We start from the raw sequence: 24,955 nt of genomic DNA, 5'->3' as shown, positions 1-24,955 counted from the left end.
ATAAGGAAGAACCTTGATGCCATTCGTAAATCATTGCATTTACGAGATTGGCAGCAAGGTTTTTTGTTTTTTACTAATTATTTTACCAATCGTGTTGGAGTTGTAATGTATGGAAGGGAGAGATGGCTATCGAAAGGCGACCTATCGTTACAGCAGCTTGCTGTTGGATGTTTGGCATATACTTTGCAATTACGATGGCTTTTGTAGATATTGTATGGAGTTTAATTGGATTAGGTCTGCTGCTGCCGCTCCTGGACCGTTTGAAGTGGTTGTACTGGAAAGTTGGCTGCTTATGTCTTTTGGTTATGTTTGTATCAGCTAGTTATTATTATTGGTACGACAGTAAACAAGTGTCGGAATTTCCGATGCTAGTGGATAGCCTGCAAGATGATACGCAGGAGACGGAAGAAGCATGGAGCGGGAAGATGGAAGGTACAATTGCTTCAGGGGTTGAGAGAGACGGAGATCGTGTACAATTTCGACTTAAGGTAAGCTCCTTTGACCTTAATCACAATCGGATAGAGCCGACTTCAGAGCTTGTGTTCGTGCAAGTAAAGCTTCTAGAAGAAGTAGAATTGCAAAGTGCTGCCCAATGGAAGCGGGGTGCAAATATAAGCTTGGAAGGCGAGCTGAAGCTTCCTTCAGATGCGGACAACTTTGGGGTGTTTGACTATCGGAGTTATTTGAAGCACCAGCATATTTACGGCGTTTTTCAAGTAAAAGGAGCGCAGTCTGTACAAATGCATGGATTAGCAAGTACGCTGGATTGGCAGCGGTGGATGGGGGTTATTGAACAACTGCGACTGCACAGCGCTTCCCAGTTTGACGCATTGTTTCCTGTAGAACAGAGCAGTTATTTGCAAGGGTTAATATTAGGACTACGCAGTGATCTGGACCTAGAGTTGGAGCGTTCATTTTCCCAACTAGGCTTGACTCACGTGCTGGCAATCTCAGGGCTGCATGTCGCTGTATTCGTTGGAGGCTGCTTGTATTTACTTCGCTTGTTTAGACTTTCTAAAGAGTCGGCATTAACGGCGGTCATTGTTCTCGTGCCTCTTTATGTTTTGTTTACAGGAGCTTCTCCATCTATTCTCCGTGCAGGATTCATGTCAATTCTTGTCCTCATTGGACTTCGTCAAGGTTGGCTGCGTGATGGACTTCATATTTTGTCTGCGGTGCTGTTGATGATGCTGCTGTGGAATCCTTATTATGCGGTGGATGTTAGTTTCCAGCTATCCTTTGCTGTAACAGGAGGTCTTATTATCGGTGTACCTTTATTTACGAGGCTTCTTCCTGTTAGTTGGCCACTATGGCTGACCTCTTCTTTAGCTGTGTCCATTGTAGCTCAAGCTGTATCTTTCCCCTTAACTATTTATTATTTCAACCAAGTATCATTTCTGTCGCTAGGAGTGAATTTGCTGTTGGTTCCTTTTATCAGCTTAGTAATTCTTCCGCTTGGCACGATTGTTCTACTGCTGAGTTATTTGTATATGCCGTTAGCTGAGGGGCTTGCAGTAATGGTGCGAATCGGAAATGAATGGACATTTGCGATTGTACATCATTTGGCACAATGGGAGGGGACTAGCGTCATTTGGCCGAAGCTATCTGCAGCTTGGATACTCGGATATTATATTTTATTATTTGTGGTGCTAAAGCTAGTTGCAAGTCTAAGACAAAACCATACATACAGTAACTATCCTGCCCCGAATCGGTTGGTCGAAAATGAAGCTCTAATACCCGACACGATGCCTCTACCTCACTTTGTTGTTCTGCAGCCCATTTCTCGTCGTCCAACCTATGTTGGGCTTGTATGCAGTGTATGTTTGCTCTCCTATTTGCTTTATGCAGGATATCACGCAGGCAGGCCCGAGGAGACCGTTGTATCTTTTTTGAATGTGGGACAAGGGGATAGTATTTTAGTGCGCACAGCTTCTGGTCGCAATATTCTCATTGATGGTGGTGGAGAAATAAAGTTCGGCAAGGCAAAGGAAGCTTGGAAGCAACGGCGTGATCCTTATGAAGTAGGCGAGAAGCGGATTGTCCCTCTGTTGAAGCAGCGAGGAGTTCGGCATTTGGACGCCGTTGTTGTAACACACGGTGATGCTGACCATGCAGGTGGCTTGCGAGCGGTACTCAAGCATATACCGACAGATCGGCTTGTCATGAATGGAACATGGAAATCTTCTTCCGTTATGCGTGAATTGTATAGTATTGCTCTTGACCGTCATATATCTATTATTGGATGGAATACAGGAACAAGCTGGCAAGTTGATCAGAAAACACGTATTGATGTATGGCATCCTTCGTCCTCAACTGCGGCATCCAATCTGCAACTTATGGCTGAAGATGAACAAAATGAATTCTCGCTAGTGCTACTGTTAACGTTAGGGGAAGGGATGAGCAAGAGTACTTTTTTGCTTACTGGTGATATCGGAGCTGATGAAGAGATGATTTTATTAATGAGTGAAAAGGAAAGGGAACAGAAGGGGAATCCATATCCTGATCGAATCGATGTGTTGAAGGTTGCGCATCATGGTAGTCGTTCATCTACAATTCCAGAATGGGTAGACCGATGGAAGCCTAGCGCATCTGTCATATCCGCGGGTAAGAACAATCGATACGGTCATCCTCATCCGCAAGTGTTGCGAGAACTAGCGCGTGTGCACAGTGCTATATTTCGTACGGATCTCAACGGTGAGGTGCAATATAAGTCTACGAATGTAGGTTTGAAGATGAGAATGAAACGTGATAGGATTGCACAGTAGAGACATTCATTTACAATAGAAGCTAGGCGGACTCATACATATTTCAACTGTTATTTTCTGTTTATAAGTGCTGCTTCTATTCAACACCAGTTTTTGGGTGGGGAAAAATAAAATCTAACTGCAACCATTTACGCTTACGCTGCGTCAATGGATATGCAAGAGAGGGGGGGCAAAGTGATAGAGCAAGGTCTCATACGAGCCGCTCAATCCGGTGATCGCGAGGCTCTAATCACCCTTTTGCGAGAAATAGAACCGTATGTGTATCGAACGGCTTATTACTTACTGAATCACAACGAGCAAGATGCCATGGACGCGTCCCAAGAGGCATTGATTCGTATCTACTCCAAGATTAACTCTTATGAAGAGAAAGCTCAATTTAAGACATGGGTACAACGAATTGTAACGAATATTTGTATTGATAAATTCCGACGTGCCCGTCCCACCGTCTCCATTGATGAGCATGATTTGGTGTTTCTCGGGGATCAAAGTGTGGAGAAAGAAGTGTTATCCGCCTATGCGGCTCAAGATATACGTGAGGCCATCGACCGCTTACCTGAGCATCATAGAACAGTCGTCGTTTTGCGGTACCTCCAAGACTTCTCTTACAACGAAATTGCGGATAGTTTAGACATTCCACTGAATACAGTGAAGTCTTATCTATTCCGTGCGCGTCAACAATTGCAAACGATGCTACAAGATTATGAGAAAGGTGGTGTGCGAGGGTGAACTGTACAGAGGTGATGGAATTGATGCAACTAAAGCTGGATGATATGGAATATGACCATAACCTGCTGACAGAACATATGCGCCGTTGTCCCGCCTGTGCCGAGATGTTTGACCGCTTGTCACGTCTACATCAACAATTAGTGGAGCTCCCTAAAGTGCAACCAGCTTATAGCTTGGTTGATGCCATATTGCCTCAACTAGATGAACTTGATCGAGAAAAAGCACCTCAAGCAGAAGAAAATACGATAGTAGCAGCACCTGTGCCCTTGATACAATCGAATTCGCAAGAGGAAACATTAAGCAGGCCTAAGAACATGCAAGGAAGCACAAGTCCATCCGTACGTATGAACAAGTGGTTCAAATGGAAAGCGGTTAGCGGCGTTATAGCAGCAGGGTTAGTAGTAGGATTGTTTGTTATTAATTATCAGCCAGTTTCGCAAGAGAGTGCAGATTTTAGAGAACTTTCTTTCAATAAGAGTGAAGAAAAGGTTGCGAAGTCTACCGATCCTTCCTCGGAGCAACAATCCACAGAGGATGGTGGTAAAGCTGTTGCTAGTGGATCCACTCAAACCGATCCAAATCATAATGGGAATGGAGATAATCCAGGCCAACACGATGCACGAGATGCCGTTGATGCAGAACAGGAGAGCAGTGGATCTAGTCGTAAACAGCCAGCAGCAGAAGAAGATACATCTAAGCCGCTGACAACGAGTAAGATAACTCCTGTTAAGCCGCAAGACAGCGGAAGTGAACAGTCTTCTGGTAAGCGCAGTGGAAATAAAGGGGATGAGCCAAAGTCAAACCCTGAAACGGTAAAACCTGCAAGCCATCAGACGCCGGACACCAAGCCTAAAGGTGATAAAGATAAACAACAACCTCCAGTAGGAGGGCAAGGAATTACAGATGGTGCTGGTGAATCCACAGGAAGGGATAAAAAAGGCATTCTTCCTGATGAAAAAGAAGCGTCTTTGTTTACTGCATCTATTGATTCTCATTCGCCAGACAAAAGTTATACTGTACGTTGGATCAACGGACAGCTTATGCTGTATCGATATGAGAACAACAGTCCCTTAATCGTTCAGATATTAGATTTCTCTGATGCGCCAGAGCAGATAAAGTGGAGTGAGGATAACAAGCAGATCACGGTCATGGTTCGGGCGCAAGGTGGAGATGCTAAAGACTATGTTTATCAGGTGGATAACAAAGGTCTTCACAAAGTTGATGCACCAGCTAAGCCAAGTGATGAGAATGCTAAATCTCCTGCTGTGCCTCCAACGGAATCAGACTCAGAGGCTTCTACTCCTGAGAGTTCTTCACCAGTGAATGGAGGCACTCCAGCGACGGAACCAGGTGGAGATCCGACAGTGAATCCTGCTCCTGATGCAGGTGCGGTTTCCAACCCGTAACTAGCTTCATTCATTTGAATTTATTGCTAAGAAGCAGCCTATCTTATTACAGTAGGCTGCTTTTTTTTAGTAGCCACAAGTAATGGTATTTGATTCATTTGGGGTAGAAACTGAAACGTATATATCGCTGCGCCGTATGAAATGATAAATCAACCGATGAGGGGGCGATAATATGTTAATCGTAACAACCGAGCGTGTTCCGAATTATCAGGTGAAAGAAGTGATTGGTCCTGTGTTCGGGTTAACCGTACGCGCGCGAGGACTCGGTAAAGATATTATGGCGGCGTTTAAGGGGCTTGTTGGCGGCGAGATCACACAATACACAGAAATGTTGGAGGACGCTCGTAAGCAGGCGATGGACCGCATGGTTCGAAACGCACAAGCAATGGGAGCGAATGCAATTATTATGGTTCGTTTTGATTCCGGAGAAGCAGGCAACAATATGACGGAAATTGTGGCTTATGGCACAGCCGTTGTTATCGAGAAAGAAAATGCGTGATGACTAAATTTCTATGGATTTATTTTGGTGCGCAGGCATTACTTCTTATTGTTTTGCTTATTGTTGCACGATTCAAAGATCGCAGATATCGAAACGTATCAGAAACGGATGTGCCCGATGGCTTTGAGCGCACAACTGAAGTAAGTATTGATCCGAGGACAGGGCAACAGGTAAGAGTGTATTATAACCCGCGTACAGGAGAGCGGCGTTATAAACCAGAATAAGTTCATACGGAAAGTTCAAAATAAAATTGCACGGGATGCTGCACACTTGAAGCACGACTAGCGTATAGTATTAGCAGAAAGAAACAACACATAACTAGTAACGGACCCGTCGTCGTGTAACCGTCTGCGAGAAGGACCTAGGCCTTCTCCGAACAGACGTTTATCATAGATGTTGGGGACAAAGGGATTGATCGGGTTGCCGTTCAATCCCTTTGTTTTTCTTCTTAAGTCTGCTATGATCGGTACAGATGTTAAGGAGGAATGGTACGTGGATTTGAAGACGGCTGCGAAGCATATTAAGAAGGGCCAAGCACAACCGTTCTATGTGTTATATGGTTCAGAAAAATATCGAATGGATGAGTTTGTTCAGTTTATGTTGGAGCAGCTCGTACCGGAAGATAATCGCGAACTGGCGATTATGAAGATGGATACATCGGAAATGCCGGTTGAGCTAGTTGTGGAAGAAGCAGAAACACCACCGTTTCTTGTTGAGCGTAAAGTGATTCTTGTGAAGGATCAGTCTATTTTTGGTACTGGCAAGGATGGTAAGATTGAGCATCGTACCGATCGTTTGCTGCAGTATATGACGGAACCGATGGACACCACCATCATTATATTTATGGTACAGGCTGACAAGCTTGACGAGCGCAAGAAGACGACGAAGGCGGCCAAATCAGCTGATGCTGTATTAGCGTTTAATCCATTCAGTGCGGAAGAGCTGGTGCAATGGGTAATCAAGCAGGCTGAGCAGCGCCAGTGCATCATAGAAGAGCAAGCCGTAGATGTGCTTATTAAAAGCGCAGGAACGAAGCTGCAAGCTTTATCGAGTGAAATCGAAAAGTTGTCTCTATTTGTAGGCCAGAGTCAGCGTATCGATGTTAACGCAGTTGAAAGCCTTGTTCCTAAAAATACAGAACAAAATGTGTTTCAACTTGTTGAAGATATTATAGGGAAACGCACGGATCGGGCATTATCAACGCTGCATGAGTTGTTGAAGCAGAAGGAAGAGCCAATTAAGATCGTAGCACTTATCGTTCGTCAACTGCGCATTATGCTGCAAGTGAAGGAACTGACAGGACAGAGCTTTAGTCAGCAGCAGGCAGCATCGCAGCTAGGATTGCATCCTTATGCGGTTAAGATGGCAGCAGAACAGGCGCGTTCACATCCTGCCAGTGCGCTAGCAGCATGGCTCACAGAAGCAGCTGAGTTGGATTATGAAATGAAGAGCGGGCGAGTGGAGAAGACGTTAGGGCTTGAGTTGTTCATTATGAGGCTTAGCAGCGGCGTTCCACGTCATAAGCTAAAATAGATCGATATTTTAATCAATTACAGTTATGAAAAGTAATACATGAAGATTTATGAGCGGATGGAGAGTAAGTCTACTAGAGAAGCTTGCTCCAATCCATAACTTATCGTAGTAATAGGAAATTTCATAGTAAAGCATGCAAATAAAAAAGCTGTCCTGGAGGACAGCTTTTTTTGCGCTTTAAGCTAAGTATGAAAGGCTTTGATTATGCTTGTGCAGTCAAAGCGTTCAATTTTTGTGCTAAGCGAGATTTTTTGCGGGCAGCCGCATTTTTGTGGATCAAACCTTTAGTCACAGCTTTGTCCAATTTCTTGGAAGCCAAAGCTACAGCTGCTTTAGCTGTTTCCACTTCAGTAGTTGTCAAAGAGACATCAGCAGCTTTAACAGCTGTACGAAGTGCGGATTTTTGGGAAGCGTTCAACATACGACGTTTGTCGTTTGTTTTTACGCGTTTAACAGCGGATTTAATGTTTGGCATTGCTTTCACCTCCGTTGCATCGTAGTGCGACAATAGAATCAATTCACAGAAAAAGATCTGAATGAAATGATTCACAACTTAAAGTATTCTATCATGATGTATAGTAAAAAGCAACACACAACCCATACTGGGAGCACCTCCCATTACGTGGAAATCCCGCGATTTGACGCGAGTTTATCGAAGAATTTACGTAAGTATACGCATAATGGAACGAACAACTTGCGCATAATAGCGAGAGCACGCGATGATTTGACGGGAGGAAGACGATGACGGCAGATTTGAACAAGTATTCGGTACGAACGGACTTAGCACTTGAAGCGCGTGAAATGGCGCAGCCTGATATCCATGTGCCGCTGCCTGGTGTGGAGGAGCATGTAGAGAATGCAGCGGGAATTAAAGTAACGAACTTGAACGTATATAATGAAGAAGGTTCCCATGCAATGGGGCGCGTACAAGGGCGATATTTAACACTAGAGGTGCCCGGATTGCGTAAAAAAGACTCAGACCTACAAGATCGGGTAGCGACGAAGTTTGCTCAACTATTTGAAAAATATTTAGTAGAAACAGGAGTAAAGCCAACTGATAAGGTATTGATCGTTGGTTTGGGCAACTTGAATGTAACGCCAGATGCGCTCGGCCCGATGGTCGTAGAAAATATATTGGTAACAAGGCATTATTTTGAACTCGTGCCTGAGCAAGTAAGTCCGGGTTATAGGCAAGTTAGTGCTGTGGCTCCCGGTGTACTGGGAACAACGGGCATCGAATCTAGCGAAATCGTACACGCCATTGTGGAGAAAACACGTCCTGATGTAATTATAGCAATCGATGCGTTGGCGTCCAAGGCTTTGGAAAGAGTCAATACTACGATTCAAGTTGCAGATATCGGTATTCATCCAGGCTCCGGGATTGGAAATAAGCGCAAAGGGTTGACGAAAGAAATACTTGGAATACCTTGTATTGCAATAGGTGTGCCGACCGTATGCTATGCCTCAACGATTGTAAATAATGCGATTGAGTTGATGAAAGAACATTTTAGTCATGAAAATGTAAAGTCACGAGACGTTATAGGTCTATTAGACGAAGTGTCGGAGCAAGAACGATTACAACTTGTTAAAGAAGTGCTGGAACCGCTTGGACATGATGTCATTGTAACGCCTAAAGAGGTCGATGAATTTATTGAAGATATGGCGAACATTATTGCCAGCGGCTTAAATGCTGCTCTTCATGAAGCTGTAGATACGAATAATGTAGCGGCGTATACGCATTAACAACAAAAAAGCCTTTCCTAGCGAGTAGAGAAACATTAGAACTCTCTCACTTACAGGAAAGGCTTTTTCGTGCAGCATTATTTGTTTGTTGAGGATTGTCCTTTCAACGTCTGACCCTGTACAGGGAAAATTCCTTTTTCGTAACGAGGAGGCAACGAACGACCATGTTCAAAGCTTGGTTTGTCGCTTACTTGATAGTGGATGTGTGCCTCGCTTGAATTACCCGAATTGCCGCAGTCTCCCAGATAGTCGCCAGTCTTGATCTTATCACCCTTCTTCACTTTGATAGAATGCTGCTTGAAATGTGCTAGTAAACTATATTCATTGTTGCCATGATCGATAATGACATAGTTGCCAGCTGTCTGTTCTGGGTTCATCTCTCCTGGTACGTTATCTGGAATGTCGGTGACAATTTCAACAACGGTTCCATCCGCAGGCGATAATACTTTTTTGCCAAATGCATAATAGTCTTCGTTATTCTTTCCACTACCCTTAAAGCTTTTCCCTTTCTTCGTCACAACGAGGTCAAGCGCATAGCGCTGTGTTTCATAAGCATAGTGATAATTTTCGATTACATTATGACCGCCCCACCCCACGAACCATTCGCCATCAAATGGAAGTTGGAAAGTCGTTTTTGTTTGATAGGAATCAGTCTCTGGGAATTTTGGAGGAGTCAGCAAGAGTAAATATGAGATTTTGCCGTTCTCAAATTCCGCTAAAATCAGTTTACTTTTATCTTTATTTGTCCAGGATTCAGCAATGATACCATCAGGTGAAAATCGTTGCCCCACATAACGTGGCTGCTCCCCTTTCGTCCAGAAGGCTGCTAACAGCTTCTGGACATCATTTTGGCTTACTTTTTTCTGAAAACTTGCTTCCATTGCTGCGTGTATGGAGCGGCCATCATGTGCTGCTATCCATTTTTCTAAGTGTTTCTTTGATACAACGACTGTCTTCTTCTTCTCCACTTTTACATTCTCCTTGTTTTCTTTCGTTATATGTTTCGGAGCTGCGGCTGCTTCTTTGTCTATGCATCCGCTCAGTAGAAGAGAAGAAAGGAGAAGTGTTGAAACAATAGCAGCTGTTGAACGTGATAGCGTGTTTCTGTTTTTACTTTTTCCATATGTATGGTTGGTGACATCCAAGTTATTTTTCATGACATAGTCTCCTTTGTGGTTGCGTTTGTTATCGCTTCTAATTTGTATAATAAAGGTTCACTTTTAAGTGCAGTGTAACGGAATATAAATAATATATGTAATATTTTGGTTTATAAAAGGATTTGTTAAGGTTCTGTTAAGAAACCGTTAGAGGAAAGGTAAGCCTGCCGTGGTATGGTGTAGCCTACAGCGTGTCTAATTAACAGATTGGGCTGTATGATATGATGATTTATACTTATCTAGAACATGTTAATAATTAGAAAATCTTTTTGATCGCAAAGAGTAGTCATGGAGCAATGGGAGAGAAGCGAATACGATTATATAAGGGGAGATACATATGAATGACTTGCAGCAAGCACATATCCTTATCGTGGAAGATGAAGCAGCTTTGCAGAAGCTCGTCGTAACCGTACTTAATAAGGAAGGTTTTATAAATATACATACGGCTTCGAATGCGGAAGAAGCTCTACAAATGAATGAACAATTTCAACTGGATTGCATCATATTAGATGTGATGCTGCCAGGGAAGAGTGGGTTCGAGATTGCTCCTCTATTACGTCTAAAAACAGAAGCTCCCATTTTATTCGTAACCGCTCGCACGACTGATTTGGATAAGCTAACTGGCTTTGCCCTCGGTGGAGACGATTATATGACGAAGCCGTTTAACCCGCTGGAGTTGGCTGCGAGAGTAAAGGTACAGTTGAAGCGGCACTTATCTTATAAGCAAGCCATTCATCATGCTCAAGGTGAACGAGTTTCGGCTTCCAAACAACAAGAATCGATGCGAACAACTACGAATTATCATTCAAGCTCTTTGACACCTCAATCTAATAGAGGTATTTATGATTTTGGTAGATTCCAAGTCGACGAGCAAGCTGGCGAATTAATTGTAGATGATCAATCTGTTGATTGTCCTGCTATGGTGTTCCAACTGCTGCTTTATTTGTGCAAGCACCCGAATCGAATTTTTTCCAAAGGTGAACTGTACGAACAAGTATGGGGCTTAGATGCTGTCAAAGACGATAATACAGTCATGGTGCATATTCATCGAATTAGGGAGCGTATTGAGGAAACTCCGAGTGAACCAACCTATCTTGTTACGATACGAGGAATGGGTTATAAGCTGCTGTCTCGTCCAAAACGCAAGGAGGGATAAAGGTGAAAGCGACTCGAAGACTGGCGTGGCACTACATACGACAGTGGTTGTTTATTGCGATCGCTTTGCTTATAAGTGTTGTCATCGCATTTACATGGATTGTGGATCGCATGATGGCTTTGGATATGAACCGGAATTTTGCTAATCATGGAATTAATAATTTGGTAGATTCCATATCGATTACAAATGGTCAAATTCAATGGGACGAGCAGTTGATGATGGAAGTGAAGGCTAGCGGGGGTTGGCTTCAAATTGCAGATTCAAATGGACAGGTGTTGCATGAATTTTTTGTTCCGGAAGATGTGCCTAAAAAGTATAAGGTAGGAGAACTTGTCTCTTATATGCATCGAAAGATTCCTTTTCCTTATGACGTATATGCTTATTTGAGAGCTATAGGTGATTATGAAATAATGCTCGTTTATGGTGTGAAGCCAGATGATGAACAGTTTCTGGATGCATGGTTAGAAGATCCTGAACAGGCAAAGCCGATGTTAAAACAAGCCAGCGCTTGGGTGCAACTGCTGAATGCGGAAGGAGATGAATTGGAGAGTTGGAATAAGCCGAAAGGTATAAAAATTAACATAAGTTCGTATGAGTTGGTTCTGCGTGCTACATACGAGGATCAATATGGCGAGCGAGTTGCTTTTCAATACAATTCGCACTCCGGGAATACATGGATTCTTCGTATGCCTTATTCAGCGATAGATGCAGAGCCTTATGTGATGATGGCAGGCTTGCACTTATATAGCGAATCGGAAATATGGATGGTCGGTACCGGGGCTGTGGTGCTTTCTATGCTGATTCTGTTTGTCATCATGGCATGGTGGGAAAGCGATAGAATTGGCCGTCCGCTTGCTCATTTTATGAGATGGGCTGAAGCGATGTCCAATCATGAATACGAGGAGCCGAGGAATATACTTGGAAAGTATCCTTCGCTTAACCGCAAGGGGAAGTTGAAACGCAATTATCGGATATATAGCGACGTCTGGCAGTCTCTACGTACGCTATCTGAGAGACTGCAAGAATCTGAAAGTGAGCGAGAAAAGCATGAACGGCTGCGGGAGCAATGGTTGACTGGCTTAACTCATGATCTCAAGACCCCGTTATCCTCGATTATTGGCTATGCTCATTTGCTGAATGCTAGCGAATATAAGTGGAGCGAAGCAGAGCGGTTGGAATTTACAACGTTTATTCAGCAGAAGGCGGAACGAATGGATGAGCTTATTCAAGATTTGAATTTAACCTATCAATTAAAAAGTAATGCTTTGCCAATGGATCGAGTGGAGACTGAAATGAATGATTGGCTTTCTAGCATTCTACATGAACTGCTGCCTGTACCAGCGGATGCAGAAAATACAGATGCAAAGATCGTTTTCAATCCTCACCCACAACCTATTATGCTGAACATTGATGTTCGATATTTTGTTAGGGCAGTTGAAAATGTGTGTATGAATGCTTGGATTCACAACGAACCAGGAACGACTGTGACAGTATCTATCGAACAAGATGAAACAGGCACGACTATATTATTTAAGGACGATGGTCGGGGAATGGATGAACAGGCGCAGCAAAATTTGTTTCAAAGATATTACCGCGGCACATCTACAGATACGACGGATCAAGGCAGCGGTCTTGGTATGGCTATTACGAAGCAATTAATAGAAGCGCACGAAGGTGAGGCTTCTGTACAGAGCCAGATAGGGACAGGTACGACCATTCGCTTTTATTTCCCGAGAAATTAGTTCTAGTATTTTGTTTGTCCTCATAGAGTCTACTAATAGCAATCTTTCATTTTGAGCATGCTTGCAACCCTATGAAATATTGAGAGATTACGAGAATGCAAATGGTATACGAGACGACGCTCTAACCACTTCGTCCTATATTTCCGTAGTTACTCAACATTTCTGGTTTCTTGCAAGGTTGTCTTGAGTGAATGAAAGACGGTGACAGCAGGCAAGGAGGCGGACAAATCGATGCAATGGAATGACGAGACTAGCAAAAATCGTTGGAATAAACAGGTTGTTAAGAAGTGGGAGCCTGTCCTTTTATCCGGTCGGATGTTTATGCTGATGGCGGTGGCTTCAGCTGCTTTTTTTATCGTAATAGGCATAGGGGTTATGGCAGAGCAGAAATCGCAGTCGACGCCCTTGTCTGGTATGAAAGGGATAGCGGCTCAAATGCCAACACAGCTTTTTATGAACGCGATTGCGATGGAAATGCCAGGCGTACCAGCCTCTGCACAGCAATTGCAATGGAATAGCAAGGATGCAGCAAGACTGTTCGTTCGTCTGATGACAAATATGAATCCGCTTGATCCGAAGACATTGCTGGCAGGAGAATTGCCGCGCGCCAACCGTGAACAGACCGTTCCACTTCGGCTTCCAGAGGGAAATCAGTATGCTAAAGGGCCTGCTGATTATATGCCTTCGCCTGATCAACTGACGAAAGGTGAAGATGACCCTCGTTCATCGCAGAGTGATAAGTTCAAGCCATTGCCGGGCAGCTCGGGAAAAGATGATTCTGGTACGAAACGACCTTCTTCACAGTTGAGCAATAAAGTCGTGTTCATTTATCACTCGCATAATCGGGAATCGTGGAATCCAGTACTGAAAAGTAAAAGTTCCAATCCAAACGATGATGAGTTGAACATTACACTTGTTGGCAAACGACTTCAGGATCAATTAGAGAAGCGAGGAGTAGGGGCTGCGCATTCCGATAAAGATTATGCCTCCAGTGTGGAAGGATACAAGTGGAATCAGTCCTATAAATACTCGCATAGCACGATCAAAGAAGCGATGTCGCAGCATCAAGATTTACAGTTCTTTTTTGATATTCATCGTGATGCGCTTGGTCGTGAAGATTCAACGGTAACGATTAATAATAAATCATATGCCCAAGTATACTTTATTATTGGACATCGCAATCCGAACTGGAAGAAGAACGAGAAATTCGCTTCAGAAATTCATAGTAGGTTGGAAAAAGATTATCCAGGCATATCCCGTGGCATCTGGGGCAAGTCTGCTGCACAGGGGAACGGTGAGTATAATCAATCTATATCTCCAAACAGTGTCATTGTAGAAATAGGCGGTATCGACAATACGTTGGAGGAAAGCTACCGGACCGTAGATTTGCTAGCAGATTTAATTGCTGATATCGTGCATAAGCAGCAAGGAGATAAGCCAGTAACGAAACCAGTGAATGCGGACAGTAACAAAGGCAAGAAGGCGTATTCAGCCTACTTCCCAGAACAATTGCATGGTGATACGAATGCCGCTACCTCTATTGGCTAGGTTAAGACAGAACATTTTGGGAGACACCTTCTATTGTGCTTCGGTACCTATTGAAACGGAGGTTTCGGGATGAAACGTATTGTGCCGCGCATTACGGTTTTGATTCTGTTTACGATTATCGGGGTCATGGTAGGTATGGAATGGACGCGCCTAGGTATCGAAAGGGTGTATGGTCCTATGCCGCAAACTGCTGCCGCTGAGAATTCAGTCAAGCTGCCTGACAGTGGGCAGCAGCCATTAGAGAAGCAGCAATGGAATGCCCAAGTAGATTCTTCGGAATCGGCTTCACGTTGGGAATCGGAGTGGAATCAACGAATGCAGCCTTTGTCTGATGCGAATCATCGTAACGAGGAGCAGGCAACTGAAGAATGGGAGAAGCAAATGCCTGAGCATCTGGGATTGCCTCCAATTGAAGAGCCTCCGGTCAACCAATTAGCGGATAAAACAGCTGGTTTCTTATCTAGATTGTCTGAGGCAGGAATCCAAGCTGTTGTGGGCATATTTGATAGATTGTTCTAAATATTACGGCGCCATTGATGCCGACGGCGTTATTCGGTATAATAAAACAATTGAAACTTGGCACAGTGGTGGGGGTATTAGATCGAATGACGGAATTGCTGTCACGACAGAAGAAAATTCGCAATTTTTGTATTATTGCACATATTGACCACGGAAAGTCCACGCTTGCCGATCGCATTCTGGAGTATACGGGAGCATTGACTTCCCGCGAAATGCAAGCACAGGTGCTTGACCAGATGGATCTGGAGCGTGAACGTGGTATTACAATTAAATTGCAAGCGGTTCGTCTTACTTACAAGGCGGACGATGGTGAAGAATACATTTTGAACCTGATCGATACGCCAGGACATGTCGACTTCACGTATGAAGTTTCCCGTAGTTTGGCAGCTTGTGAAGGGGCATTGCTAGTTGTCGATGCTGCTCAAGGCATCGAGGCACAGACGTTGGCTAATGTATATTTGGCGCTTGATAACAACTTGGAGATTATTCCGGTTATTAACAAGATCGATTTGCCAAGTGCAGATCCAGAGCGAGTGAAGAAAGAAGTAGAAGACGTAATCGGCTTGGATTGCTCGGATGCTGTTCATGCATCTGCGAAGGCAGGTATCGGTATTCGTGAGATCTTGGAGCAAGTCGTTACGAAGATTCCGGCTCCAACTGGTGATCCAGAAGAGCCGTTGAAGGCGCTTATTTTTGATTCCCACTATGACCCGTACAAAGGCGTAATTGTCTATGTTCGTGTTGTGAACGGAGCGATTCGCGCAGGCAGCAAGATCAAAATGATGGCAACAGGCAAGACGTTTGAAGTTATAGAAGTAGGCGCATTCAAGCCGCGTATGACGAGTGTGGATGAGTTGAACGTAGGTGACGTAGGATTCGTTGTTGCTGGTATCAAAAATGTTGGCGACACGCGTGTCGGTGATACGATTACGGATATGAAAAATCCTACAGCAGAAGCATTGCCTGGTTACCGTAGAATTAACCCAATGGTATTCTGTGGATTGTACCCGATCGAGACTACGGACTATAACGATCTGCGTGAGGCTCTGGAGAAGTTGCAGTTGAATGATGCATCTTTGACGTTTGAGCCAGAAACATCTACAGCGCTAGGGTTTGGTTTCCGTTGCGGATTCTTGGGACTATTGCACATGGAAATTATCCAAGAGCGTATCGAGCGTGAGTTCAACATTCCATTGATTACAACAGCACCAAGCGTTATTTATAGTGTTACGCTGACAGATGGAGAAGTACTTCGTATTGATAATCCATCCAATTATCCGGAACAACAAAAGATCGACTTTGTTGAAGAACCATTCGTCAAAGCTTCGATTATTGTTCCTAACGATTATGTTGGAGCTATTATGGAACTTTGCCAAGGCAAGCGTGGTGAGTTCGTTGATATGCAATATCTAGATACGACTCGCGTAACAATTACGTATCACATCCCATTGTCTGAGGTTGTGTACGACTTCTTCGATCAGTTGAAATCCAACACAAGAGGTTATGCATCGTTCGATTATGAGCTATCCGGCTACCGTCGTTCGAACCTCGTGAAGATGGATATTATGCTTAATGGTGAGCAAGTCGATGCCTTGTCCATCATAGTACACAAAGACCGCGCTTATTCACGTGGTAAAGTGGTATGTGAGAAGATGCGCGAATTGATTCCTCGTCAAATGTTCGAGGTACCGATTCAAGCTTCGATCGGGACAAAGGTTATTGCTCGTGAGACGGTTAAAGCGATGCGTAAAAACGTATTGGCTAAATGTTACGGTGGTGACATCTCCCGTAAGCGTAAATTGCTTGAGAAGCAAAAGGAAGGTAAGAAGCGCATGAAGCAGGTCGGTTCCGTAGAGGTTCCGCAAGAAGCATTCATGGCGGTTCTTAAGATTGACGACAGCAAGTAAGCAGAACGCATACTTGTGTAGACATAAGTATGTTGTACAGAGAACCGTGCCTAATAGGGGCACGGTTCTTTTTTGTGTTTGCTCTCAGAAATTTTTTGTATGTGTGGGTGTAAGATGAGATACTGCCTGAGTGTGAAGTGTAAAGATATTTTTGAAATTGATTTGGTTGTCCAAGCCAAACTCCCTGGCAAGCCATATTTTATATAATAAGGGAAGGAGGGAGTACGATGGACGAAGTTGTTCATATCTCACAAGTGGTATATCCGAGGTTGACACTTTATTCCGAGGAAAATTATCGAGGCAGGGCACGTATTCTTAACGGGAATTTAGGATTAACGAACACGGACGAAGTAGAAAGTTTGCGTTTCTTTTCTACGAGCGCGAATGCAACCTTAGTATTGTTTACTCGGATTAATTTCAAAGGAAATTTCCGTATATATAGAGGGAGCCGAAACATTCCTGATCTAGATGACCTGATCGCTGGCAATGATGTTGAATCTCTTATATCATCGAATATTCGATTAACCGAAGCTCAAGTAAGGGAAATTCGCCGAACAGGTACGCTGCCGGCAGGCTTTAGAAAAATATGATTGAGCTGCACAAGAGAGATGCTCTGTATTGGAGTTTAGATATATCAACAAAAGAGTATGTCTCTTATATTTTAATATGACTAATCATTCTTACATAGCACGCAAGGGTTGTATAGCATAGAGGTTTTGGGTTTGTAAAAGCGAGTGAGGATATGCAGGGTTAAGGTCGAAGAAGATTGAGAAGCGTATAGGAGTGTGCTATTCTGTACTAAATAAAAGAAAGCAACGAGGAGGAAGTTATGACGGCTTCAGCGGAGTCATCCATTCAACAGCAAGTACAGGCAAGCCACTCGCCGCGGGCTGTCTATATTCATATACCGTTTTGTACAAATAAGTGCTTTTATTGCGATTTCAACTCTTACGTTCTGAAAGACCAGCCTGTGATGGAGCATTTGCAGGCAATGGATCGTGAGATGGCATATACGGTGCAGCAACAACCTGCTGGAACGATCGATACGATTTTTGTAGGTGGAGGAACGCCTACTGTATTGAATCCAGTAGAGATGGAATTTTTCCTCAAGTCTGTGCGTACTCATTTCCCAAGCTGGAATAACAATATTGAGTTCAGTATGGAGGCTAACCCGGGTACGACGGATGAGGAAAAGCTTCGTGTCATGATGGCTGGCGGTGTGAACCGTATTAGCTTTGGTGTGCAGTCATTTAACAACACATTGCTGAAAGATATCGGACGTATCCATCATACAGATGACGTATACCGCAGTATTGAGGCTGCGAGACGAGTTGGTTATGAGAACATGTCGATCGACTTGATGTTCGGCTTGCCGAATCAGACATTGGAAATGATGTCTCACAGCTTGGATCGTGCGCTTGAGCTAGATCTGCCGCATTTGTCGATTTACAGCTTAAAGGTAGAGGAGAATACGTTGTTCCATACGATGTTCCGCCGCAACGAGCTGCCGCTGCCAAGTGAAGAGGCGGAGTTAGCTATGTATTTGCTTATTATGGAGCGAATGAAAGCTGCGGGATATGTTCAGTATGAGATCAGTAATTTTGCCAAGCCAGGGTATGAAAGTCGACACAATCAGACGTATTGGCGCAATGAAGACTATTACGGTATTGGTGCTGGTGCACACGGGTATGTACAAGGGCAGCGCCATATCAACATAAAGGGTGTTAATCCTTATAATGAGGCTTGCAAGAGCGGTCTGCCTCGTCTAGATTCATTTGAAGTAGATGAGCAGGAAGCGATGGAAGACTTTATGATGGTTGGTCTGCGCATGCATGAAGGAGTCAACCGTGCTCGCTTCCAGACTCAATTTGGCGGACGCGACTTTGATGATATATTTGGAGCTCAATTGAAAAAATTGCTTGCTTCGGAGTTAATAGAGGTTACAGAGATCGGATATCGATTGACAGATCGCGGAGTGCTGTTTGGCAACGATGTGTTTGGTACATTTGTTGGTGCGCTTACTGAGGAATAATTCGTTTCTTGAGAAAGCACCTTATGGCAACAAACATGCAACTTATGATGGGGTTTATACAGCGAAAAGAATTTATCCACATTTGTATATAGAGAGGCGCCATTATGGTGCCTCTTTTTGTTTGTTTCATAGTAGGCTCGGATAAGGCCTTGCGCAGCTTCAAAAAAAAGGCCATAGCTGGATATATTTTTTCCTATACAGGATTGAAATATTATGCATATTGATGTATATTAATTCGTATTCATATTTGCAATCACGATCCAGAGGTGAAGTTGCGATGACCACGACATTGGTTTGCCGCTTGGCGACACAGAGCGATATAGAGGCGCTCTTTCAATTAATACAAGGGTATGCGGTTCAAGGGATTATGCTACCGCGTACACGTGAGATGCTAGCAACTTTGATTCCAGATTTCGTTGTTGTTGAAGCGGAAGGGGAGCTAGTTGGATGCGGATCGTTATGTCAGCTTGGTCAAGATCTCGTTGAAGTTCGATCATTAGGAATATCTCCTGGCTATCAAGGAAAAGGAATTGGCAGTATGATCATGGATACTTTGATGCAGATGGCTAAGGAAAGAAACTTGTCCAAGGTAATGGCATTAACCTATGAAGTTCGCTTTTTCGAGAAAAATGGTTTCTCGGTTGTGGAGAAAGAAATTTTTCCTGAAAAAGTATGGAAGGATTGTATCCATTGCAGCAAACAACATTGTTGTGATGAAATAGCAGTGCTTAAAGTACTGAACTGACTTGACAATCGTCTTGTCCGTTTGGTATTTTTGTTATATCGGTTAGCACTCGACGGTGATGAGTGCTAACGAAGAGGAAGTTCGGATGGGCATAAACCTGCCTATACTTAATATTTGGAGGGATGCGTATGTTGACGGAACGCCAGCGACTTATATTAACAGCGATAGTAGATGATTACATTAGCTCGGCAGAACCGGTCGGTTCGCGCAGCATTTCGAAACGTGGCGACGTTGGATACAGTCCGGCGACGATACGAAACGAGATGGCGGATCTTGAGGAGCTTGGTTTTCTAGAGCAGCCTCATACGTCGGCAGGGCGCATCCCTTCTCACAAAGGGTATCGTTATTATGTCGATCATCTTGTTCGCTTGGACGATTTGTCCAAAGAAGAAGTGCATCGATTGAAATCGATGTTTGCGGAAAAAATAACAGCGATGGAACAAGTTGTTCAGCATACAGCTTCTACATTAGCTCAGCTAACGAACTACACGTCGATTGCACTTGGTCCGGGCATGTTCGATACGACATTAAGACATTTTCAACTGCTGCCCCTGAATGAAGATACGGCAGTTGCGATCATTGTGACGAATACAGGTCATGTTGAAAATAAAACAGTAGCTATTCCACCAGGTATCTCGACATCGGAGTTAGAGAAGGTTGTGAATTTGCTTAATACGAAGTTGACTGGTGTTCCACTCATTACGTTGAGATCGCAGTTGTACAAAGAAATTGGTGATGAGATGAGCAAATATGTATCTCATGCCCAAGAGATGATTTCGATGATAGAGACTGTCCTTAGCGGTGGTGAGGCTCATCGAGAAGTATACTTGAGCGGAACGACGAACATGCTGAACCAACCAGAGTTCCAAGACGTGGATCGGATTAAGACAATCTGGGAGCTGCTGGAGGAAACGCCTGCTTTGATTAAAGTGATTGGCTCGCCAGGTGCAGTGGATCAAGGTTCTGGCATTCAAGTGCGGATTGGTCAGGAAAATTCACATGCCGCTATATCCAATTGCAGTCTAATTACCGCAACATATTCGGTTCACGGTCAGAATCTAGGAACGATTGGACTTCTTGGTCCGACTCGAATGGAATATGCAAAAGTAATTAATCTGATGCAGCAGGTATCTCAACAGTTAGCGGTATTTATGGAACGATATCATAAGTAATGATTAAGAAGTAAGCGTGAGTAATCAGAATGAGGCAGAGAGGAGGGGTTCGATGGCGCAGCATCCATCTTCAAGGCAGGATAGTGATGAGCGTTATGCGACGCTCCTCAACAATGCCCAAGCTGTACGCACCCTGTGCTCAGCGGTAGAAGGAACATTAGGTCCGAAAGGGCTGGATGTCATGCTGGTTGGGGCACAGGGAGACATCATATTAACGAATGATGGAGTAACTATCCTGGATCGAATGGATGTGACTCATCCCGTTGCTAAGCTTGTTATTCAAGTAGCTCGGGCCCAGCAGCAGGAAGTTGGAGACGGAACGACGACAGCGACTGTGCTTGCTGGAGCGTTGGTTGAAGCGGGAGTGCAGCAAGTGATGCGCGGCGTTCCTGCAGCGAAGGTTGTAGCTGGCATTCAGCAGGGGATTGCATATGCTTCGCAGTTATTAGCGGAGCGATCCATTGCTTTGCAAGGTTGGGACGACTCTCTGCTGCGACAGGCTGTATATATAGCGGGACGTGAACAAGAAGACATCGTACAGCTAGTATTGGACGCTGGCAAGCTGATTGGTTGGGACACGCTAAAGAGCAAAACCTTCCGATTGGCGGACACAGTTGAAGCTCATGAGCTGGCTGAAAATGAATGCTTCGAAGGGTTACTGCTAAAACAGAAGCCGCTTCATTATGAATGGCTCTCTGAGCAAAGCGATTGCCGTGTGCTCGTCTTGCAGGACGGGCTCGTGCCAGAGGAGCTCGATGAGCAGTTGCTCTCCACGGAGGCTGGCTTCCAGCAGTATATGCAGCTGCAGCGTGCTTTTATGCTACAGCTGGAGCAGCTGAAGCAGCTTGGGGTAGGCCTCATCGTGCTGGAGCGCAGTATTCACCCAGAGGCCGAGCAGTTCTGCTTCGACCATGAGATTATGGTCGTGCAGCGTGTAAGCCGCGAGCAGGTGAAGCGTGTGGCGCAGCTCACGGGAGCGAAGCCACTCAAGCGAACGGCCTTGAGCAAAGCTGGCAATGAGCTCGAAGCTATGCTCGGGCAAACGCCAGCCGTTCGCTATGACGAACGGCTGGAGCGCGTGCGGCTGTATGCACCGCCACAGCCGACGCCATCCGCATGGTCACCAGCGGCAGGAGCCGCGAAGCAGGTGACCATGCTCGTCGGAGCGAGCACGCGCGAGATTGTCGGCGAGCGGGCACGCATCGCCGCCGACGCAGCCTCCGCGCTGCAGGCCGCCATTCAAGGCGGCATCCTGCCGGGCGGAGGCACCGCCGAATTGGCGGTGTCCTACGCGCTGGAGCGCTATCGCGAGACGGTGCGCGGCATGGAGGCGTTCGGCATTGCCGCAGTCGCTGAAGCGCTGCGCAAGCCAATGGCCCAAGTGGTGCTCAATGCCGGCTACAATCCACTGGAGAAGCTCGAAGAAGCTCGCGCGGCGCAGACGGCCGCAGGCAACGATGCGATTGGCATCGACTGCGATACAGGCGCCTTGCTGCCAGTCATGGAGGCAGGGATCGTCGATCCAGCGCGCGTGAAGCTATACGCATTGCGCGCGGCGGGTGAAGTGGCTGCTGCCGTCCTTCGCATTCATACAGTAATCAAGATGCGCGATGGTGCTTCAAGAGCAGAACAAGAACAATGAGATCAATGACGTAAGTCATGATGATAGAGAAGTTTACTACATAGGGGAGGTGAAGGAGTTGAAACAAGAACAAGATGCGAACCTGCAGCATGATGAGCAGGAGGCAACTGCTTTCGAGCAAGAGCAAACAGAAACTGCTGCTGAGGTTGGTGGCGAAGAGTCAAACGACCTTCAAGGAGCAGTCGAGCAAGCGAAAGCAGAAGCGGAAGAGAACTATCAACGTATGCTGCGCGTACAAGCAGATTACGATAATTTCCGCCGCCGTACGCTGAAGGAGAAGGAAGACTTAGCGAAATACGCATCTTCCAAGCTCGTTACGGACCTCGTTCCGATTTTGGATAACTTTGAGCGCGCACTTTCTACGAATCCATCTAGCGATAGCGATTCGTTCTCGAAAGGTGTCGATATGATATTCCGTCAGTTCCAGCAAGTGTTGGAGCAAGAGGGTGTAACTGCAATTAAAGCGGTAGGCGAGCCGTTCAATCCGGAGTACCATCAAGCGATTATGCAAGTGGAGTCGGATGAATACGAAGAAGGCATCGTCGTAGAAGAGCTGCAAAAAGGCTACATGCTGAAAGATCGCGTTGTGCGTCCGGCAATGGTCAAAGTAAGCTCCTAATCTCGTACAACACAACAAAGTCAGGTTAACTGATATGAAATACAAAACATTCCACGCAGTGGTAGCGAAGCCAATTTGCGAAACTGCAAAACGTTGAAGGAGGACATTTTTCATGAGTAAAGTAATCGGTATTGACTTGGGAACAACAAACTCTTGTGTGGCAGTAATGGAAGGCGGCGAGGCTGTCGTTATTCCAAATCCAGAAGGCGCACGCACGACGCCATCCGTTGTAGGCTTCAAAAAAGACGGTGAGCGCGTTGTTGGTGAAACAGCTAAGCGTCAAGCGATCACAAATCCGGATCGTACAGTAATGTCTATTAAGCGTCATATGGGTACAAACTTCCCAACGAAAATTGACGACAAGAGCTATTCTCCACAAGAAGTTTCTGCAATGATTCTTCAAAAGTTGAAATCAGATGCAGAAGCTTACTTGGGCCAACCTGTAACACAAGCAGTTATTACGGTTCCAGCTTATTTCAACGATTCCCAACGTCAAGCGACGAAGGATGCAGGTAAAATTGCAGGTCTAGAAGTATTGCGTATCGTCAACGAGCCAACAGCGGCTGCATTGGCATACGGTGCAGATAAAGAAAATGATCAAACGATCCTTGTTTATGACTTGGGCGGCGGTACATTTGACGTATCGATCCTTGAGCTTGGTGACGGCTTCTTCGAAGTTAAAGCAACAAGCGGTGACAACAGCTTGGGTGGCGACGACTTCGACCAAGTAATCATCGACCATTTGGTTGCAGAATTCAAGAAAGAGAATGGCATTGACCTAGGTAAGGACAAAGCAGCTGTTCAACGTCTTAAGGATGCTGCTGAGAAAGCGAAAAAGGAATTGTCTGGTGTGATGACGACAACAATCAGCTTGCCGTTCATTACGGTTGCTGATGGCGTTCCTCAGCATTTGGAGCTTAACTTGACTCGTGCGAAGTTCGAAGAGTTGTCTGAGAACTTGGTAGAGCGTACGCTTGCTCCTACGCGTCAAGCGATGCAAGATGCTGGCTTGACTCCAGCTGACATCCACAAGATCGTACTTGTTGGTGGTTCTACTCGTATTCCAGCTGTTCAAGAAGCAATTAAGAAATTGACAGGTAAAGATCCATATAAAGGCGTTAACCCAGACGAAGTTGTTGCACTTGGTGCGGCTGTTCAAGCAGGTGTCTTGACTGGTGACGTTAAAGACGTTGTATTGCTAGATGTAACTCCATTGTCTCTAGGTATCGAGACAGCTGGCGGCGTATTTACGAAGATGATCGAGCGCAACACAACGATTCCTACGCAGAAGGCTCAAGTATACTCCACGTATGCTGACAACCAAACAAGCGTAGAAATCCACGTGCTTCAAGGTGAGCGCTCTATGGCAGGAGATAACAAAACACTTGGTCGCTTCATCTTGTCTGACATTCCACCAGCACCACGTGGCGTTCCACAGATCGAAGTTACCTTCGATATTGATGCGAATGGTATCGTAAAAGTGTCTGCGCAAGATAAAGGTACAGGCAAAATCCAAAACATCACAATCACGTCTTCCAGCGGTTTGTCTGATGATGAAATCGACCGCATGATGAAAGAAGCAGAGCTTCATGCTGAAGAAGACAAGAATCGTAAAGAGATGGTTGAAGTAAGAAACAATGCTGACCAACTCGTTTACTCAACGGAGAAAACAATCAAAGATCTTGGCGACAAAGCAGATCAAGCTGATGTTGACAAGGCTAATGAAGCTAAAGAAAAAGTGAAAAAAGCGCTAGAAGGCGACAACCTGGATGAGATCAAAGCAGCGACAGAAGAACTTACAGAAGTAGTTCAACAGTTGTCTGTGAAGCTTTACGAACAAGCTCAAGCTCAACAGGGAGCTGAAGGCCAAGGCGCTCAAGATAGCGGTGCGGCACAAAGAGACAATGTCGTAGATGCGGATTATGAAGTTGTTGACGAAGACAAGAAGTAATCGTCTTCGACTAGGAAGTCAAAGCTGAGCTGTGCTCGGCTTTGACTTTCCTTTTGTCAGCGGTGATCGACTTGAATGGGAGGACCAACGCTG

21 protein-coding genes are annotated in these 24,955 nt (G+C 45.0%); 19 read left to right on the top strand and 2 right to left on the bottom strand.

What is annotated here, in order from left to right:
* Window positions 1-122 precede the first annotated feature (122 nt).
* From NQ117_RS19190 to holA, 6 genes are all read left to right on the top strand, one after another.
* Window positions 123-2,765: a DNA internalization-related competence protein ComEC/Rec2 gene (locus NQ117_RS19190; RefSeq protein ID WP_258279628.1), complete on the top strand. Its 2,643-nt coding sequence runs from the start codon at window positions 123-125 to the stop codon at window positions 2,763-2,765.
* A gap of 174 nt (window positions 2,766-2,939) precedes the next feature.
* Window positions 2,940-3,491, top strand: coding sequence for an RNA polymerase sigma factor (locus NQ117_RS19185; protein WP_258279627.1), 552 nt, complete (start codon window positions 2,940-2,942; stop codon window positions 3,489-3,491).
* Window positions 3,488-4,897 (top strand): hypothetical protein, encoded by a 1,410-nt coding sequence (locus NQ117_RS19180; protein ID WP_258279626.1) that lies wholly within the window; start codon window positions 3,488-3,490, stop codon window positions 4,895-4,897. The genes NQ117_RS19185 and NQ117_RS19180 overlap by 4 nt, the downstream gene beginning before the upstream one ends.
* Window positions 4,898-5,069: 172 nt before the next feature.
* Window positions 5,070-5,396, top strand: a complete 327-nt coding sequence (locus tag NQ117_RS19175) for a YbjQ family protein (RefSeq protein WP_258279625.1) — start codon at window positions 5,070-5,072, stop codon at window positions 5,394-5,396.
* Window positions 5,396-5,620 (top strand): hypothetical protein, encoded by a 225-nt coding sequence (locus NQ117_RS19170; RefSeq protein ID WP_258279624.1) that lies wholly within the window; start codon window positions 5,396-5,398, stop codon window positions 5,618-5,620. Before NQ117_RS19175 ends, NQ117_RS19170 begins: the two co-directional genes overlap by 1 nt.
* Window positions 5,621-5,888: 268 nt before the next feature.
* Window positions 5,889-6,929, top strand: a complete 1,041-nt coding sequence (holA, locus tag NQ117_RS19165; protein WP_258279623.1) for a DNA polymerase III subunit delta — start codon at window positions 5,889-5,891, stop codon at window positions 6,927-6,929.
* A 202-nt stretch (window positions 6,930-7,131) separates the two neighbouring features.
* Here holA and rpsT read toward each other — a convergent pair whose 3' ends face one another.
* A complete protein-coding gene (gene rpsT, locus NQ117_RS19160) occupies window positions 7,132-7,404 on the bottom strand; it encodes a 30S ribosomal protein S20 (protein ID WP_192025402.1) in 273 nt (90 codons plus the stop codon).
* A 266-nt stretch (window positions 7,405-7,670) separates the two neighbouring features.
* On the opposite strand from rpsT, the gene gpr reads away from it, so the two are divergent.
* Window positions 7,671-8,672, top strand: coding sequence for a GPR endopeptidase (gene gpr, locus NQ117_RS19155; RefSeq protein WP_258279622.1), 1,002 nt, complete (start codon window positions 7,671-7,673; stop codon window positions 8,670-8,672).
* A gap of 77 nt (window positions 8,673-8,749) precedes the next feature.
* On the opposite strand, the gene NQ117_RS19150 is transcribed toward gpr, so the two are convergent.
* Window positions 8,750-9,829, bottom strand: coding sequence for a M23 family metallopeptidase (locus NQ117_RS19150; protein WP_258279621.1), 1,080 nt, complete (start codon window positions 9,827-9,829; stop codon window positions 8,750-8,752).
* A gap of 337 nt (window positions 9,830-10,166) precedes the next feature.
* Here NQ117_RS19150 and NQ117_RS19145 point away from each other — a divergent pair, with 337 nt between their 5' ends.
* The 12 genes from NQ117_RS19145 (at window position 10,167) to dnaK (ending at window position 24,862) form a co-directional block, all read left to right on the top strand.
* On the top strand, window positions 10,167-10,985 hold the full coding sequence (locus NQ117_RS19145) for a response regulator transcription factor (RefSeq protein ID WP_309137893.1): 819 nt from the start codon (window positions 10,167-10,169) through the stop codon (window positions 10,983-10,985).
* A 2-nt stretch (window positions 10,986-10,987) separates the two neighbouring features.
* On the top strand, window positions 10,988-12,727 hold the full coding sequence (locus tag NQ117_RS19140; RefSeq protein WP_258279620.1) for a sensor histidine kinase: 1,740 nt from the start codon (window positions 10,988-10,990) through the stop codon (window positions 12,725-12,727).
* 231 nt (window positions 12,728-12,958) lie between these two features.
* The gene (locus tag NQ117_RS19135; protein ID WP_258279619.1) at window positions 12,959-14,275 is read left to right on the top strand and encodes a stage II sporulation protein P; all 1,317 of its coding nucleotides are present in this window, start codon (window positions 12,959-12,961) and stop codon (window positions 14,273-14,275) included.
* Window positions 14,276-14,344: 69 nt separating this feature from the next.
* Window positions 14,345-14,794, top strand: coding sequence for a hypothetical protein (locus tag NQ117_RS19130; protein ID WP_258279618.1), 450 nt, complete (start codon window positions 14,345-14,347; stop codon window positions 14,792-14,794).
* A gap of 86 nt (window positions 14,795-14,880) precedes the next feature.
* Window positions 14,881-16,701 (top strand): translation elongation factor 4, encoded by a 1,821-nt coding sequence (gene lepA / locus NQ117_RS19125; protein ID WP_258279617.1) that lies wholly within the window; start codon window positions 14,881-14,883, stop codon window positions 16,699-16,701.
* A gap of 227 nt (window positions 16,702-16,928) precedes the next feature.
* On the top strand, window positions 16,929-17,291 hold the full coding sequence (locus tag NQ117_RS19120) for a hypothetical protein (RefSeq protein ID WP_258279616.1): 363 nt from the start codon (window positions 16,929-16,931) through the stop codon (window positions 17,289-17,291).
* A gap of 239 nt (window positions 17,292-17,530) precedes the next feature.
* Window positions 17,531-18,733 carry a radical SAM family heme chaperone HemW gene (gene hemW, locus NQ117_RS19115; RefSeq protein ID WP_258279615.1) on the top strand — a complete coding sequence of 401 codons (1,203 nt, stop codon included), beginning with the start codon at window positions 17,531-17,533 and terminating at the stop codon, window positions 18,731-18,733.
* Window positions 18,734-19,010: 277 nt separating this feature from the next.
* Window positions 19,011-19,478, top strand: a complete 468-nt coding sequence (locus NQ117_RS19110) for an N-acetyltransferase (RefSeq protein WP_258279614.1) — start codon at window positions 19,011-19,013, stop codon at window positions 19,476-19,478.
* A gap of 128 nt (window positions 19,479-19,606) precedes the next feature.
* Window positions 19,607-20,650 (top strand): heat-inducible transcriptional repressor HrcA, encoded by a 1,044-nt coding sequence (hrcA, locus tag NQ117_RS19105; protein ID WP_258279613.1) that lies wholly within the window; start codon window positions 19,607-19,609, stop codon window positions 20,648-20,650.
* 52 nt (window positions 20,651-20,702) lie between these two features.
* A complete protein-coding gene (locus NQ117_RS19100; RefSeq protein WP_258279612.1) occupies window positions 20,703-22,292 on the top strand; it encodes a TCP-1/cpn60 chaperonin family protein in 1,590 nt (529 codons plus the stop codon).
* A gap of 58 nt (window positions 22,293-22,350) precedes the next feature.
* Window positions 22,351-22,911: a nucleotide exchange factor GrpE gene (grpE, locus tag NQ117_RS19095; RefSeq protein WP_375163098.1), complete on the top strand. Its 561-nt coding sequence runs from the start codon at window positions 22,351-22,353 to the stop codon at window positions 22,909-22,911.
* A gap of 112 nt (window positions 22,912-23,023) precedes the next feature.
* The gene (gene dnaK, locus NQ117_RS19090) at window positions 23,024-24,862 is read left to right on the top strand and encodes a molecular chaperone DnaK (RefSeq protein ID WP_258279610.1); all 1,839 of its coding nucleotides are present in this window, start codon (window positions 23,024-23,026) and stop codon (window positions 24,860-24,862) included.
* Window positions 24,863-24,955 lie beyond the last annotated feature (93 nt).

It is taken from the genome of Paenibacillus sp. SC116 (assembly GCF_024733555.1).
Taxonomy (GTDB): domain Bacteria; phylum Bacillota; class Bacilli; order Paenibacillales; family Paenibacillaceae; genus Paenibacillus_B.
Note: the sequence above shows the minus strand (reverse complement) of the source record. Positions and strands in the feature narration are given on the sequence as shown.

What these genes read in the sequence shown, in the direction of transcription:
- NQ117_RS19150 (WP_258279621.1), bottom strand. Translation starts at nt 9,829, where the DNA reads ATGAAAAATAACTTGGATGTCACCAACCATACATATGGAAAAAGTAAA.
- NQ117_RS19190 (WP_258279628.1), top strand. Translation starts at nt 123, where the DNA reads ATGGCTATCGAAAGGCGACCTATCGTTACAGCAGCTTGCTGTTGGATG.
- NQ117_RS19130 (WP_258279618.1), top strand. Translation starts at nt 14,345, where the DNA reads ATGAAACGTATTGTGCCGCGCATTACGGTTTTGATTCTGTTTACGATT.
- NQ117_RS19175 (WP_258279625.1), top strand. Translation starts at nt 5,070, where the DNA reads ATGTTAATCGTAACAACCGAGCGTGTTCCGAATTATCAGGTGAAAGAA.
- NQ117_RS19110 (WP_258279614.1), top strand. Translation starts at nt 19,011, where the DNA reads ATGACCACGACATTGGTTTGCCGCTTGGCGACACAGAGCGATATAGAG.
- NQ117_RS19170 (WP_258279624.1), top strand. Translation starts at nt 5,396, where the DNA reads ATGACTAAATTTCTATGGATTTATTTTGGTGCGCAGGCATTACTTCTT.
- lepA (WP_258279617.1), top strand. Translation starts at nt 14,881, where the DNA reads ATGACGGAATTGCTGTCACGACAGAAGAAAATTCGCAATTTTTGTATT.
- NQ117_RS19120 (WP_258279616.1), top strand. Translation starts at nt 16,929, where the DNA reads ATGGACGAAGTTGTTCATATCTCACAAGTGGTATATCCGAGGTTGACA.
- NQ117_RS19135 (WP_258279619.1), top strand. Translation starts at nt 12,959, where the DNA reads ATGCAATGGAATGACGAGACTAGCAAAAATCGTTGGAATAAACAGGTT.
- gpr (WP_258279622.1), top strand. Translation starts at nt 7,671, where the DNA reads ATGACGGCAGATTTGAACAAGTATTCGGTACGAACGGACTTAGCACTT.
- NQ117_RS19100 (WP_258279612.1), top strand. Translation starts at nt 20,703, where the DNA reads ATGGCGCAGCATCCATCTTCAAGGCAGGATAGTGATGAGCGTTATGCG.
- NQ117_RS19145 (WP_309137893.1), top strand. Translation starts at nt 10,167, where the DNA reads ATGAATGACTTGCAGCAAGCACATATCCTTATCGTGGAAGATGAAGCA.
- rpsT (WP_192025402.1), bottom strand. Translation starts at nt 7,404, where the DNA reads ATGCCAAACATTAAATCCGCTGTTAAACGCGTAAAAACAAACGACAAA.
- dnaK (WP_258279610.1), top strand. Translation starts at nt 23,024, where the DNA reads ATGAGTAAAGTAATCGGTATTGACTTGGGAACAACAAACTCTTGTGTG.
- hemW (WP_258279615.1), top strand. Translation starts at nt 17,531, where the DNA reads ATGACGGCTTCAGCGGAGTCATCCATTCAACAGCAAGTACAGGCAAGC.
- hrcA (WP_258279613.1), top strand. Translation starts at nt 19,607, where the DNA reads ATGTTGACGGAACGCCAGCGACTTATATTAACAGCGATAGTAGATGAT.